Below are 13,612 nucleotides of genomic sequence, written 5' to 3'. Positions count from 1 at the left end.
CAAATGATGCAGGGTCCCTTTCTTACTTTTCCTACACCATAACCCCCTCCCCCTTCAATCCAAGGAAAAGATTGCCATTTTGACGCCAAGCTGGTACGTTTGACATACGAAGGAGGCTAACCATGGCACTCGCTAAGACAGAAGAAAGAATCCCGGCCCGGATGCCGCATGCGGTCTACGAGAGGATCTCCGAAGCCGCCCAGGCCGTCGGAGCCACGCTGAACCAGTTCCTTGTCCAGGCAGCCCTGGAAAAAGCAAACGAAATCCTTGAACAGGAACGGATCATCGCCCTCTCCACCAAGGCTGCAAAAACCGTTTTCGACCTCATCGAGAATCCACCCGAACCTAACGAACGATTGAAAAAGGCACTGAAGCGCAGAGAGGATCTCTTGTGCCGGAAATAGCCCCCCTCTCCAACGACCACGATCGTGCTGGTTTTGATTGTGGCGTTGCCGAACTGAACGCCTTTCTCAAGTCAACTGCCCGACAGCACGTCAAGAAGGGTATCTCCCGCACCTTTGTTCTCACCGACCAGGAAAGTCCTGCCGTGATCATGGGATTCTTCACCCTGACCCTCTGCGAAATCGAAGCGGAGAGCCTCCCATCCTCCTATGCCAGGAAATATCCGAAGCATGGTCTTCCCGCCGTCCGGCTTGCTCGCCTCGCAGTCTCGCTCAAACATCAGAGGAAGGGATACGGCGAGCTCCTTCTTGCCGAAGCGATCCACCGCACCGTACTGATCTCGGAACAAGCCGGCATCGTTGGCCTGTTCGTCGATGCAAAAAACGAGGGTGCACGTTCGTTCTACGAGAAGTTCGGCTTTGCTTCTTTGCCGAGTGCCTCCTTGCAACTGTTCCTACCGATGAAAACGCTTCATGCGGCAAACAGCCCCACCTGAACCAGAGGGAGTGGTGTTAATCAAGCTTTCCAGAACGTTCCCTGAGGTATTCAAAACGTCTTTGCTAGACTTTTCATCCCCTTGACTTTCCCTTCCCCGATCACCTACACTGCCTCTGAGTACATTTTTTACACTCCGAGGTCCCAATGGAAACACCGCAACCCCAACTCGTCGCCTGCACCGAGAGAATCGCCGGATACGGCAAGGAAAACCTGGAAGAAATGCTCCATGCGCTGGCGGAGGGGGTCCGTCTCGTTACCGGACAGGACCGGATCAGGATCTACCTGGAAGACCTGACCCGCGGGGTGCTTGCCTGCGTCTACGCCTCGGGTCCTCTGGCCGGGGAGATCCGCGAGGTGAGTTTTCCGATCATCTCCCGCGATGCGACGGTCTCCAGTGTCTTCGTCGCCCAGTACGCCACCGACCTGCGCCACGACCCGGCCCGGGGAAACACCTTCGACCGGGGTTTCGCCGAGCGGTTCGCCATCGGCACCTCCTACCTCCTCCCCATTGTCAGCCAGGGGAAATCGATCGGCGTGGTCTGCATCGACCGCTTCCAGACCGGGGAGCTGCTCACGGGAAAGGAGAAGGCGCTTCTCGGCGAGTTCGTCACCTCCGTGGCCGACCGGCTCGATTTCGCCCGCATCTACCATCAGCAGCTCCTCCTGGCCCGCCGGGTCGAAGAGTACAAGAAGCGCGAGGCCGCCTCCTTCATGGTCCAGTCGGCGGTGCGGCTCATCGACAAGCTTGTGCTCGCGTCGGTGCTGGTGCCGCAGACCTCCGCCGACGGGACCGCCCGCCTCACCGTCCTGGCGAGCCACTCGGAAGACCCCCAGATCGGGGCGCGCTACGAGGAGGGGGGAGAGATCGCCCTCCAGCCCGGGAAATCCCTCGTCTCCCGCTATCTCGACGACAGGGCGGTCATAACCGACGAGCGGTTCCTGCGTCCCCTCTTCATCCCGGACCTGACCGAGCAGTCGCTCCAGAGGCGGGCCATCATCGAAGAGATGGCGCTGCGCTCCCTCTACATGGTCCCCCGGTATGATCCGTCAAGCCGCAGGCTGATCTGCCTGGTCAACTACTTCACCCGCGAGCTCTACCGCTTCTCCGACTTCGAAATGGGGCTCCTGCAGACCCACGCCGAGATGGTCGAGCGGGTGATGAACGAAATCGGGGGCGAGCACCTGGAGATCCGGGTCCTGGCCGAGATCACCGAACTGCTCCAGGAACGCAACGAAGAGCTTTCCCCCTTCCTCACCAAGGTCCTGTCGAAGGCGACGGAGCTGATCGGTGCCGACACGGGAAGCATCGCCATCGTCCAGGAACGGGACGGGGAGAAGTGGCTCGTGGTGGAGGACGAAAACGGCACCATCGTCGGGGCCAAGAACAAGGCGTGGCTCAAGAAGTACATCCCCCCCTTCCGGATCGGCGGCCCCGAACTCGCCCCTGACGAGCGGAGCCTCACCGGCTACGTCGCCTGGTCGAAACAGCCGCGAAGCATCGCCCGCGTGGAGGATGAGCAGCAGAGCGGGGGGTTCCACCGCTCGATGCACGAGCTGATCAGGAGCGAGATCGCCGTGCCGATCATCTGCGACGACGAGGTGATCGCCGTCATCTGCCTCAACTCCCTCAAACCGGCCTACTTCACCGACGAACATACCCGGATCCTCCAGATCATCGACCGGCTCACCTCCCGCCACGTATCGGACCTTCAGCGGATCGAACGGCTCCAGAGCGAGGTGACGCGGCTGAAAAGCGACGTCGCCTACAAGGACCCGCAGATCTCCTCCTACCGGCTCGGCAACATCATCGGCAACAGCCGCAAGGCCCAGGAGATCGTCGATTTCATCGAGACCGTCTCCGGCCCCATCTTCAACCGGATCACCCTCTGGAGCAAGAACGTCCTGCAGGAAGCGACCATAGGCCTCCCCTCCATCCTCGTCCTCGGCCAGACCGGGGCCGGCAAGGAGTTCTTCTTCAACAACCTTTACAACAAGCTGAACGAGATGTACCGGGAGAAGATCAACCCCAGCGGCCAACTCCCGGTGAAAAAGACCAACATCGCCGCCTACAGCGGGGAGCTGACCTATTCCGAGCTCTTCGGCCACAAGAAGGGGGCCTTTACCGGCGCCTACAACGACCGGAAGGGGATCCTCGAGGAGGCGGCGGGGGGGATCGTCTTCCTGGACGAGATCGGCGACGCCGACCCCAAGACCCAGGTGCAGCTGCTGCGCTTTCTCGACAACGGCGGCTTCGTGCGCCTCGGCGACAACCAGGAGCGCTACAGCCGGGTCCTCCTGGTGGCGGCCACCAACCGCGACCTGATGGAAGAGATCCGCAAGGGGAATTTCCGGGAAGACCTCTACCACCGCCTCTCGGAACTCTCGGTGCGGGTCCCCTCGCTCAACGAGCGGCGCGAGGATATCCCGGACCTCGCCACCCACTTTCTCGGCAAGCTCTACCGCACCTACCGGGGGGACGAGCCAAAGGAGGACGCCCCGATCCTCACCGGCGATGCGAAACGGCTCCTGATGAACCATCACTACGAGGGGAACATCCGGGAACTCCGGAGCATCCTGCTGCGGGCGCTTTTTTTCCGCACGGGAAAGGTGCTGACCGCCGACGACATCCGCCGGGCCCTGGCCGCCGGCATGCGGGAGACACCGGCGGCCACCGCGGCCGAAGAGCTGAACGAGCGCCTCGCCGCGGAAATCATCCGCAGGATCGAGGCGGGGGAAAACTTCTGGGAAGCGGTCTACGAGCCGTACTCCCGCAGCGCCATCCCGCGGGACGCAGTGCGGCTTGTCATAGAGCGGAGCAAGGCGGCGGCGGGGGGAAGCATGCCCCAGGTGGCCCGGCACCTGAAAGCGGTGAGCGGAGATATGGAAGGAAACGACGAGGAGCGGAAAAAATTTTTCAGATTCAAGAATTTTCTCTACAAGACGGTGAAGATATGAAGGATTGAGCATTGTTTTTAAATGCTCCGAAACAGGCTGAAAAATAAACGAGTTATCGCTTGACTTCGTACCTTTTACCCGCTAATCTTTGCGACAGATTGAGCGGGTTTTTTAATTTACTTCGTACCTATATCGTACCTAATCGACTTCCGGGCCTTGTTAGGTACGAAAATCGGAAGGAGGCAGCCATGCCGACCATGAAGTTCGACAAGCGCAGCATCGACCGCCTGCCGTTCGCCAGCAAGGGGCAAATCGACTACTTCGACACCGAGACGCCGGGCCTAGGCTTGCGGGTAGGTACGAAGGCGAAGACCTTTTTCGCCAAGACCGACGTGCGAGACCTCAGCAAGCCGAAGGGATACCGGACGGTGAAGAAGACCCTCGGCAGGTATGGTGACATCACCCTGGAGCAGGCGAAGCGGATGATTGAGGGGCGGACCGAGGTTCAGAACGGAGAGAAGGTCTTTGTTCCTGGCGCCCGGCTGGAGATGAAGAACGGGCACTCCGCGGACAACGGCGCAACCGTCACCCTGGAGGACATGCTGGACTTCTATTTCTCCGAGAAGAAACGCAGCGACGGCAGGCCCTTCAAGCCTGCCACTGTCAAGGGATACACCCGAATCATCGTCAGACACTTCGAGACATGGTTACCCCTCAACCTGCCGGAAGTTGCCAAGCTGACACCGGAGACGGTGATAGCGCGCCATGGGCAGATTGCTGGAGAGCATGGGGCTTATGGTGCCCGCAACGCTTTTGTCATGCTGACGGCGATCATCAACTACGCCATCATCCGGCACCCGGGAGCCATTACGGCCAACCCCCTGAACGTGCTCCGCCTGGGCAAGCACATGAAGAAGATCGAGGCGCGGACTGACAGGCTGGAAGGGAACGACTTCAAAGTCTTCTATGATGGTATCCAGAAGTTCAATGAGATCACGCGGGACGCTTACCTTATCTGCCTCTACCACGGTTTGAGGAGCGAGGAAGCCGCCGGGCTCAAGTGGGAGCACGTCAACCTTGAAAAGCGGGAACTGTTCATCCCTGACACAAAGAACCGCCGGCCGCTCCATACCCCCCTCGCCCGCCAGTCCATGGAGGTCCTAAGGCGGCGACAGGAACAAGCCCCCGAAGGCAACCCGTTTGTATTCCCTTCCCTGACAACACTTCGCCGGCACAGCACAAACAAGTCCGGCCACGTTCGCTTAATGGCGGCCGAGCTCAGATACAAGACCGGCCTGAATATCACCATTCATGGCCTACGGCGGAGCTTCATCACTACGGCGCGCCGGCTGAAGATCTTCGAGGACGCCGACCGACTCACCAACCACGTTGACAGCTCCATTTCGGGCCGTCATTACGACGGAACCGGCGTTGACGACCTGCGGGGACCGCTGCAGGTTATTGCCAACGAGATCGAGCGGCTTATGCTCGAGGGAGTTGGCGCGAAGGTCATTCAACTGGCAACAGCTCACGGCGTTTGATTCGCCCCACCTTCCGAGGATGGGCGGAGCTGGCAATTCCCGTCAGCCCGTCCTATTCTCATCGAAACCATCAATATCTCACCTGACGCCTCCCATCCTTTCGCCAAGTGGAGAGCCTAGTCAGCATTCGTTATCACGTCCGCAGGCTTTCTCAGGTCAACACCTCTCTCGGCGACGCTGATTCTTACGGTGACAGAAACGGCACCCGGCGCGCTCCTTCTTCCCCCCCCTCCTTCGAGTAGCTGGGGTTTCGGCGTGGACATTGGTCATAGATGTCCGCGCCCCGACCCTCGCACATTGCCATCAACTCCTTCTTGCTAAATTATTTTTCTCCAACAACAGGCAGCAGTAAACACCCTATCAGACTTTAAAAAGCTTGTTTACGCCGCACACAACTACTTGTTTTTGCAAGACTTTTTCCTTGATACAATAAAGAGTCCGTTTTATTCTTTCGGCAAGAATTTAGAAAGAAAAGGAGGGCTTTTTATGTCCGAACTCTTGAGAGAAAAAGAAGTCGCGCAACTGATCGGCTTGTCCGTGCATTGGTTGCGGCGCAAACGGTGGTCCGGTGGAGGCATCCCCTTCATCAAGATTGCAGACGGCACGGGCGGCGCTGTCAGGTATCGGCGCGAAGACGTGGAAGCGTTTATTGCCTCACGGTCACGGCGGAGCACCAGCGACCCAGGCAACGAGAGCAAAGCCGCCGCATAAGAATCAGCCCTCGCCTGTTGGAGGCCAGGATAGAGGGCAAGGGGGAAATCAATGACCGGAAACACGAAACCCCGCTGGGGGCGGGGCTTTGTGGGAGGGAACGGCAGGAAGGTTATCAACTGTCATCGTCCTACCACAGAACCCCTTGCAAATCAACTGATTGGAACCTTCGACCGCGACACCTTCAACGCCGTGATTATCCTGGCGCGGGAGGTGCGGTAATGGCGGGTATCAACTTCAATGCCGCTGCCGTTCAACCCTCGCATTCTCCACGCATCGATGTTGCAACCGGCCCATATGCCTTTGCAGACCACATCAGGCAGCATCTTGGCCACGCGCCTGATGCCGGAAAGATAGTCGCTGAGAAGCTGGTAAGGTTCGCCACAAGTGACAAGCGCGGGGACGAATCCGGATGGTGCAAGCTCTTCGATGATGGCGAAGGCGGCGTCTTTGGTTGCTGGCGGCAAGGAATTTCCGAAACTTGGCAGGCGCGGCAGACAGTATCGCCAGAGGAAAGGAGCGCATTCGCTGAGAAGGTTAAGAAAGCCCGCGAAGAGGCAGAACGAAAGAGAGAACTGGAACGGGCTGAATGCCGACGGCGATCCTCGGAGCTTTGGGAGAAGGCGCAGCCGGCCGACCAACGACATCCATATCTCCAGTTGAAGGAAGTTGACGCCCACGGTCTCCGGGTCATGCATGACTCTTTGATGGTGCCGGTACGCGACACCGCTGAAATCCTCCACGGCTTACAGTTCATCGACCCGGCTGGCGCCAAGAAGTTCAAGACAGGGACGGTCATAACTGGACACTTCCACGGGATCGGCGACCCGACAGCCGGACCTATCCTCATCGCCGAGGGATACGCGACCGGCGCTACGCTCCACGAAGCCACCGGCTACCCCGTTGCCGTCGCCTTCAACGCCGGCAACCTGAAGCCTGTTGCGCTGGCTTTGCGGGAAATGCGACCGGAAGCCGCGTTGATTATCTGCGCCGATGATGATCACGCCACCGAAGGGAACCCCGGCATAACGAAGGCCACCGAAGCGGCTCAGGCAGTGGGCGGCTTCTTGGCTGTTCCATCATTCCCTGAAGGCCGCGGGGCGAAAGACACCGACTTCAACGACCTGGCGCGCTTGGCAGGCCCAGGATCTGTCATGGCCTGCATTTTAGGTGCGGCCTCTCCCATACCATCCCTTGCCGAGGAGAAAGCAGAAAGCGTCACGCTGTTAGCACTGGGTGACTGGGCAGTTGAGAACTACACGCAAGGCGAGCCAGGGCCTGAAACAATGATCGTCTCAGGTCGCTTTCCCATGGGGAAGCCAGGGATTGTTGCCGCCATGGGAGATACAGGGAAAGGTTTCCTGTTTCTCGATCTTGGCGTCAAGGTCGCTTACGGTTGTGGGATCCTGAAAAGCGAAGCGTTCGGCGGATTGGTTGAGCTGGAAGGCCCGGTCGTGATTATCGCCGCCGAGGACGATGCGGCCACGATCCACAGACGTATTGCCGCCCTTGACCCTGCCGGGAGGCGGTTCAACTATCCCGGGCGCCTGATCGTCGTTCCACTCCCCAACGCCGGCGGGGTGCCTCGCTTTCTGGATGCCAACAGGTACGGCAGTCTTCAAGAGACAGACAACTTTCACCGTATGGCCGATGATCTGGAAAAGCTGAAACCCGCCCTGATCTGTCTTGACCCCGTGCAACCCCTTTTCCCCGTTGACCTGAACAAAAACGAGAACGGGCAGTTTGCCGCGACGCTCTTATGCCGGCTCGCATCACGTACAGGCGCGGCAACCATCGGCGCACATCACATGAAGAAAACGGGCGAGATCAACAACCTCGCCGAAGCGCGGGAGGCGATCCGCGGAGCGAGTGCACTTGTGGACGGCTGCCGGTTTGCCTATGCCTTGTGGCCTGTACCCGAAAAGGACGGTCGTGCCGTCTGCAAAGCCCTCAAGGTTGATTACATGGCCAACCGCGTAGTCAATGGCGGAATCGTGAAGTCAAATGGCCCGGCTGACAGGACCGTGACAAAGTATGTCCGGAATGACTTCGGGCTACTGGTCGACCGGACCCTTGAAATCAAGTCTCGCGTAACGAAACGGGACGAAGCCGACGAGATCCTCGTCGCGGCCATCGCCACGGCAGCAGTGAACGGTCGCCCCTTCACCAGAACAGGGGTGAACGGGGTAGGCCAGCGCCGCCATGAGTTACCGGAAGCACTCCAGGGGATAGGCCGGGAGCGGCTTGAGTCCTTGGCGCAAGGCCTCCTTGACGCCGGAAAGGTTGTCACCTGTCTTGCGCGCGGCACAACAGTCAAGTGGCTGGATGTCCCGACCGGTCCCTTTGCGCTGGGTCACGGCACCTTTGAGGCAGGGTCAGGGGTGCGGAAATGAGGGGGGGGGCATTACTGACGTTACTGATTACTGTTAGTAATGGTACGGGGCCAGCAATGGTAAAGCTGAACAAAAACAACAAGTTGCAAACTGCGTTACTAACGTTGCTAACACAAGGTCAGCAATGGATAACCAGCTGATTTTATAGGGCATTACTGCATTACTGACCATTACTACCCTAAAGGGTAGATATATGCCCCCAGTAATGGGGGGACATATACCTTGGCCACAGAGTGCCCCAACCGGAAAGGAGTGAACCGTGGACCATGCCGAGAAAGTTATTTTAAGACTCCTACGTCTCGACCAGAAGATCGACATTGTTCTTTCCAATCAAACGTTCGACAACATCCAGCATTTGGCGTCTACCAAGAATCAGGATCCAGGTGTCTACCTTCGAGAGATTATCAAGGACCATGTCGGCGCCGAGATGTACAGGATCACACCTCAACCTCGCTATGAGTGGATGGACCGTTAAGGTCATAGAACCCACCGGCAAAGGCAACTGACTAGCTCACATCGAAAGGAGAGAAAGCAGATGATCGTTCCCACCTCGGATGCAAAACGTCACCAGTGTCCGCTTACCCGGGAGGACTGCGCCGGCGATAACTGCATGGCCTGGCATCACCTCCCGCCGCTCGCCGTCGAGCACAACGGCGGACTTCGCCAGCGCAGCGGCCTTGACCGTGACTTACCACTTCTTGACCGCGGCTACTGCGGCGCCTTCGGGAAAGCCGACTTCGATCATGAAGCCATGGCCATGAAGTTCAGGCAGGAGATGCACAGCAAAGAGACGATCGACAATGCAGCTTGATCCTGCCCGTCCAGGTTGTCCTCGTTGTGGCGGGTCTTTCGACGCTGCATACTGGCAGGCCGCAATCAGGAAAGAGCTCGACCAGGTTCAAGAGGCATACCCCGCCGGGTGCCTTGACTGGCTCCGAGAGAATGTCCCCGGAAGAATCCTCGAGCTCAAGGCCACGGTGGAAGAGGCAAAGCGGGCCTATCTCGCCCAAGACGCACAGGCCCTCGAAGCGGCGTTGTCCGTCTACCGTAGCAAGCACATGGAGACCTTCGATGAGTTCCGACGCGAGTCGGAGTAGTACCCCGAGACTTCCCGACCCATGTTCCCTATGGATTCCCGGAGACGGCCCAGCAGGCGGACTGGATTCTCGGCCAAGGCTCTTATACCAGGGAAAGGAGGGACGATGAACGACAGCATGTGGCTGCTGAGATACTACGGCGGGGAAAGCTTCGACCTGATTCTGGTCTCCCCGGGGGGGGTCTGTCTCGGCGGCAAACCAGTCTCCACACCAATGGAGCTACTCGAGCCGCTGAGGCAGATCCTGAACGTGGCTCACGCACAGGGAGGGTTTCCAGTGAAAATGCAATACAAAAACTACTACGAAAATCCATGTGAAGGGAGGGCATGATCATGTCTCTTGCAGTGATAGGAACTGTGGCAGCAGTGGCAGGGGTAGGGCTCGCCGCCTACGGCATGGCGACTGCGCCGGGCGCGCCCAGTTATCAGGCCCCGCCCCCGCCTCCGAATTACACCCAGTATGACGAGGACGGCAACATCATGAGCCGGCAGGTGTTTAATTCCAAGACAAATTCATGGGACACGTATTCCGGAGACTTGGAACCGGAGCGGCCGCGGGTTGATGCAATAGATCCTGACACCGGTGAACTGCTCGTTGTGAATGACCCGAGGAAAACGCCGATATATGGTCTTGATGGCAAGCAGGTGGCAGTTGGTGCACCTTATACCCGCAATGAAGATGGAAAATATGTCAACGCCATCAATGGGTATGTGATGGACTATGATAACAATCCGAATGATAGAAAGCTGATCGACGAAACAATGGCTATGTGGAATAAGTCGGTGACGTCGTATGACCGGCTTCAAGAGCTCATAAAGAAAGGAGATGGTGATTTCGGCAAATTGGCCGATTATGAAAAAGAGCTCGCCGCATGGCAACAACGCAAGGAGAAGCGCGCCGCCGACAAGGCAACGCTGGCCGAGCTCCGCACCCAGATGCTCGACAACCTGAACAAGACTCCCGAGGATCGGGTTGCGGCCTATGATGCCTACGCCAAGAGCTTCTCCGACTCCATGCACGCCGATGTCGACCCGCGTTTCCAGAAGCTTGAGCGCGGGACCGATGAGCAGGCCAACGCCACGGGGATGTTCGGCAGCCGGGCTTACGTCGACACGAAGAGCGAGCTGGCAAAGGACAAGCTGGCGACCGATACCGACATCGCCAACCAGGCAACCATGGCAAAGGAGTCTCTGGCGAACAACGACCGGCAGTTCTGGGCGGGGATGCTCGACCAGATCGACAGCGGCGCCCGTGCCGACAAAATCACCACGGCGCAGATCAACCAGAGCGCAGCCAGCACTGCGGCCCAGAACTACGCCGGGACGCTGGGTTATTACAGCGCGAAGAACGCCAACCGGCTGGCTGAGTGGGAAGCAAAGCAGGCGAGGAGCGCCAGCTACGTCAATGCCGGCAGCAACCTTGCCGGGGGGCTCCTCTACCTCTACGGTGGGAAGACCGGCGGAGGAGGAACTGCAACGGGAGGGGTATCCGCCAAGCCGACCGGCGGCGGGGTGCAGCGGTACGGGCAGAACTTCAGCCTTCTGAACTAACTGATGTCGGCAGCCAGAAGCCAATCACCTTCCATGTAAAAGCAGAAGGCCGGAACTTACTTGGAACCGGCCTTCTCTCTTTCGCGCTTTCCGTCGGGCCCCTCATGTCGGGACAGTTAAGTAGTGTCCGGACGGACACTAAGTAAGCGGCGCCATGAACATCCTGTCGAGCTCGCTCTTCGGAATATGCCAGTCGCGTCCCACCTTCTTTGCGAAAAGCGCTTTCTGCATCTCCTGCGCAGGGATCCTACCTCCGCGGTAATGGCTCCGCAACCACTCCCCCTGCAGACACATCTTTTGGAACTTCTTGGCTGTCACTCCCTGGTGACGCTTCGCAGCCTCTTTGCATGTCAAGGTCACCGGAGCTCTCTCCCCACCCTGGAGCTTGGCAGAATCCGCATCACCACATTCCGCACGTTTCCTTTTGCGCTTCATATCAGCCTCACGGATGAAAGCGGGCGGCCCCCTCTGTGCCGCTACCCGACGGAACCATTGCCGAGATATAGGTACTTGTCACCGTAATGTTTATTGTCCTCAGCCTCTACAACCTTCACAAAGAGCTCTTCCATGTCGCCGCAGAAAACTTTCATGTCTCCATGTTCCGCCAGCTTATCTTCGAGTAAACCGATAAGACCTGAAATCGTCATATCTGCATCCTCCGGGGAGAGTGACTTGCCAAGATCTTCGACGCATTCTCGAATAGCGCTCAGAGTGTTTTCCATCCATGCGCATTGATCGACGGGAATGACGCGATATCGATCGTCGTAACCCCAGTTGTCTCCGGTCTGGAATGGGCGCTTGTGCTTGTGTTCATCGATTATCTCCTCACATTTCCTGACGTAGCTTTTCAGCACCAGTAACGTGGCTTCGGTATCCTTCATGCTGGAACCTCCTGACGTATTTTGGACCTTAATTTCAATGAAAAAGGCCTGAGTGTTGTCCGTGGCTTCGTCAGGATCGCCACCTCCATGCCTCACGACACGAAGACACTCAGGCCAATCGATAGCCTATCTGAACGCTCCCCCCTCCTGTGCAATTCTGATTCGCGGGTGGCAGTTCCTGACGAAAACTTGGACATGCCGAAGATAGCCTCAGCGACACCACCAGTCAAGACAACTTTTCCTTTAAAATCAATCAGTTAAACTGTATAGGTATTCAGCAACTCTGAATGGCAGCAGCGCTTCAGGAGGGCACCGTTCTTACGCTGCCACCCTGTCGGAGATCGTGCCAGGGCCGTCTGCGCCATCAGCTTTACTTGCCGGGTGGACGTGGAGGTATATGGGCTGTTCGCGACGGCGGCCCGGGGGAGGTGTCGTTATCCTTCTTCCGTGTGCGATGCCTCGGAGAAGAGAACGGTCTCCGACGGCACACCAGTCTGAGCAGCTCCGAAAGTTGATCAGCTGAGGTTGCCCCCAGTGAGTGGACCATGTCGGGCGAGACCTCCCCCTTTCATGCGGCTGCACTCGACGTTGAAGCCTGCAAACGAGCGCCCCCCCTCCGCTCCCTATTCCTCTTCCCCATGCAATCGCTTTCACCTTGCCTGATCCTCCATGAACCCGCGTTGCTACTGGTACCATGTGACGTTGCCCTATTGGACGCGATGGCGCAGTGGGTCCCGGGAATCTCCCGAAGCAAACGGGCATCCCATGGCAGAGAAAACCAGCAAAAAGAGCCTGCCATTCCACTTGGAACCTTCTCGATTTGTCGCAGTTTTCACGCATGTGATGGGATTCGCCACCTTCCGCTACCAGCACCCCGCCAGGGTGTAGCCGCGTCGACATCGCCGCACGGATAAGTCCTCGACGAGCACCTCGTCACGATCCCCCGCGGTTCACGCTGTATCCTCCCGCCCCTGCCGCATCACGCGGCACCTGGAGCGAGTGAAGTCGACGGGCTTCCGTGTAACCCAGAGCCCCCTCTTGCCGGCGAGCCGCTTAGGTCGCCGGACTTCCCGCAGCTCCTCATCCCGCCGGCAAGGCTCAGGGAGATCCGCCGGAAGTCCTGCCGGCAACTCGGCGAGAGGATGTCGGCCTCGGCCGAAAAGCTGCGGGACGAGGCGCGCCGGCGGGCGCTGGCGGCCCTGGCCCCCTCCCGCGCCGGGCTCGCGTGCCGTGGCGCTCCTCTCGGCCCGACGTTCCTGCCCGCCGCCGGATACTCGTCTCCGGGGGAGGCAGCCATGACCACACAGTTCGCCATCATGGGGAGCAAGGGGGGGGCGCGGCGACCGTCAGCGCCCTGGCTGTCCTCTTCATGGCGAAGGCGGCGTCTCTCGCTTTTCACTCTCAGGCTTCGTAAACGGTACCACTGAGGCGTTTTCTCAGGTCAAGACAAGGGAAGGTATGGGTGGAACTACTATCGAGGCCTTGAAGAAGGAGAGGCTGGCCGATGCCAAGAGCCAGGCTGAGCAGGTAGAGAAGTGCCCTTGTCGTCTGGAACATCGTCCCGGCGGCCGCTTCGGTTGTTGCAAAATTTTTGCTTGAGAATTTTTCTTGGGAAATTTTTTCAGGAAGAAGAATCGCTCACAC

General features: G+C 58.6%; 14 protein-coding genes. 13 read left to right on the top strand and 1 reads right to left on the bottom strand.

Translation table 11 applies throughout. From position 1 onward, the window contains the following. Positions 1 to 122: 122 nt before the first annotated feature. The 12 genes from M6689_RS13625 (at position 123) to M6689_RS13570 (ending at position 11,087) form a co-directional block, all read left to right on the top strand. Positions 123 to 404 carry a DUF1778 domain-containing protein gene (locus M6689_RS13625; RefSeq protein ID WP_298272773.1) on the top strand — a complete coding sequence of 94 codons (282 nt, stop codon included), beginning with the start codon at positions 123 to 125 and terminating at the stop codon, positions 402 to 404. After that, positions 392 to 898, top strand: coding sequence for a GNAT family N-acetyltransferase (locus M6689_RS13620; RefSeq protein WP_298272772.1), 507 nt, complete (start codon positions 392 to 394; stop codon positions 896 to 898). Before M6689_RS13625 ends, M6689_RS13620 begins: the two co-directional genes overlap by 13 nt. A 146-nt stretch (positions 899 to 1,044) precedes the next feature. After that, positions 1,045 to 3,855, top strand: coding sequence for a GPMC system transcriptional regulator (locus M6689_RS13615; protein ID WP_298272770.1), 2,811 nt, complete (start codon positions 1,045 to 1,047; stop codon positions 3,853 to 3,855). 188 nt (positions 3,856 to 4,043) lie between these two features. Further along, on the top strand, positions 4,044 to 5,336 hold the full coding sequence (locus M6689_RS13610; RefSeq protein ID WP_298272768.1) for a tyrosine-type recombinase/integrase: 1,293 nt from the start codon (positions 4,044 to 4,046) through the stop codon (positions 5,334 to 5,336). A gap of 486 nt (positions 5,337 to 5,822) precedes the next feature. Further along, positions 5,823 to 6,047: a helix-turn-helix domain-containing protein gene (locus M6689_RS13605; RefSeq protein ID WP_298272766.1), complete on the top strand. Its 225-nt coding sequence runs from the start codon at positions 5,823 to 5,825 to the stop codon at positions 6,045 to 6,047. A 51-nt stretch (positions 6,048 to 6,098) separates the two neighbouring features. Then, positions 6,099 to 6,269, top strand: a complete 171-nt coding sequence (locus M6689_RS13600; RefSeq protein WP_298272765.1) for a hypothetical protein — start codon at positions 6,099 to 6,101, stop codon at positions 6,267 to 6,269. Continuing rightward, positions 6,269 to 8,440: an AAA family ATPase gene (locus tag M6689_RS13595; protein ID WP_298272762.1), complete on the top strand. Its 2,172-nt coding sequence runs from the start codon at positions 6,269 to 6,271 to the stop codon at positions 8,438 to 8,440. The genes M6689_RS13600 and M6689_RS13595 overlap by 1 nt, the downstream gene beginning before the upstream one ends. A gap of 259 nt (positions 8,441 to 8,699) precedes the next feature. Continuing rightward, the gene (locus M6689_RS13590; RefSeq protein WP_298272760.1) at positions 8,700 to 8,915 is read left to right on the top strand and encodes a hypothetical protein; all 216 of its coding nucleotides are present in this window, start codon (positions 8,700 to 8,702) and stop codon (positions 8,913 to 8,915) included. A gap of 60 nt (positions 8,916 to 8,975) precedes the next feature. Further along, positions 8,976 to 9,251, top strand: a complete 276-nt coding sequence (locus tag M6689_RS13585) for a hypothetical protein (RefSeq protein WP_298272759.1) — start codon at positions 8,976 to 8,978, stop codon at positions 9,249 to 9,251. Next, positions 9,241 to 9,537, top strand: coding sequence for a hypothetical protein (locus M6689_RS13580; protein WP_298272756.1), 297 nt, complete (start codon positions 9,241 to 9,243; stop codon positions 9,535 to 9,537). Before M6689_RS13585 ends, M6689_RS13580 begins: the two co-directional genes overlap by 11 nt. Positions 9,538 to 9,642: 105 nt before the next feature. After that, entirely contained in the window at positions 9,643 to 9,867 is a 225-nt protein-coding gene (locus M6689_RS13575; protein WP_298272754.1) for a hypothetical protein, read from the top strand. A gap of 431 nt (positions 9,868 to 10,298) precedes the next feature. Further along, positions 10,299 to 11,087, top strand: coding sequence for a hypothetical protein (locus M6689_RS13570; protein ID WP_298272752.1), 789 nt, complete (start codon positions 10,299 to 10,301; stop codon positions 11,085 to 11,087). A 476-nt stretch (positions 11,088 to 11,563) separates the two neighbouring features. Here M6689_RS13570 and M6689_RS13565 read toward each other — a convergent pair whose 3' ends face one another. Continuing rightward, positions 11,564 to 11,968 (bottom strand): hypothetical protein, encoded by a 405-nt coding sequence (locus M6689_RS13565; protein ID WP_298272749.1) that lies wholly within the window; start codon positions 11,966 to 11,968, stop codon positions 11,564 to 11,566. A 1,142-nt stretch (positions 11,969 to 13,110) separates the two neighbouring features. Between M6689_RS13565 and M6689_RS13560 the strand changes: the two genes are divergently transcribed. Then, on the top strand, positions 13,111 to 13,395 hold the full coding sequence (locus M6689_RS13560; RefSeq protein ID WP_298272746.1) for a hypothetical protein: 285 nt from the start codon (positions 13,111 to 13,113) through the stop codon (positions 13,393 to 13,395). Positions 13,396 to 13,612: the final 217 nt, after the last annotated feature.

Source organism: Geobacter sp. (assembly GCF_027327745.1).
In the GTDB taxonomy this organism is placed as follows: Bacteria; Desulfobacterota; Desulfuromonadia; order Geobacterales; family Geobacteraceae; genus Geobacter.
This window is presented reverse-complemented; position numbering and strand designations above follow the sequence as displayed.

Excerpts from the sequence above, each read along its gene's own strand:
- M6689_RS13625 (WP_298272773.1), top strand. The coding sequence starts at position 123 with ATGGCACTCGCTAAGACAGAAGAAAGAATCCCGGCCCGGATGCCGCAT.
- M6689_RS13615 (WP_298272770.1), top strand. The coding sequence starts at position 1,045 with ATGGAAACACCGCAACCCCAACTCGTCGCCTGCACCGAGAGAATCGCC.
- M6689_RS13610 (WP_298272768.1), top strand. The coding sequence starts at position 4,044 with ATGCCGACCATGAAGTTCGACAAGCGCAGCATCGACCGCCTGCCGTTC.
- M6689_RS13605 (WP_298272766.1), top strand. The coding sequence starts at position 5,823 with ATGTCCGAACTCTTGAGAGAAAAAGAAGTCGCGCAACTGATCGGCTTG.
- M6689_RS13600 (WP_298272765.1), top strand. The coding sequence starts at position 6,099 with ATGACCGGAAACACGAAACCCCGCTGGGGGCGGGGCTTTGTGGGAGGG.
- M6689_RS13595 (WP_298272762.1), top strand. The coding sequence starts at position 6,269 with ATGGCGGGTATCAACTTCAATGCCGCTGCCGTTCAACCCTCGCATTCT.
- M6689_RS13585 (WP_298272759.1), top strand. The coding sequence starts at position 8,976 with ATGATCGTTCCCACCTCGGATGCAAAACGTCACCAGTGTCCGCTTACC.
- M6689_RS13580 (WP_298272756.1), top strand. The coding sequence starts at position 9,241 with ATGCAGCTTGATCCTGCCCGTCCAGGTTGTCCTCGTTGTGGCGGGTCT.
- M6689_RS13575 (WP_298272754.1), top strand. The coding sequence starts at position 9,643 with ATGAACGACAGCATGTGGCTGCTGAGATACTACGGCGGGGAAAGCTTC.
- M6689_RS13570 (WP_298272752.1), top strand. The coding sequence starts at position 10,299 with ATGGCTATGTGGAATAAGTCGGTGACGTCGTATGACCGGCTTCAAGAG.
- M6689_RS13565 (WP_298272749.1), bottom strand. The coding sequence starts at position 11,968 with ATGAAGGATACCGAAGCCACGTTACTGGTGCTGAAAAGCTACGTCAGG.
- M6689_RS13560 (WP_298272746.1), top strand. The coding sequence starts at position 13,111 with ATGTCGGCCTCGGCCGAAAAGCTGCGGGACGAGGCGCGCCGGCGGGCG.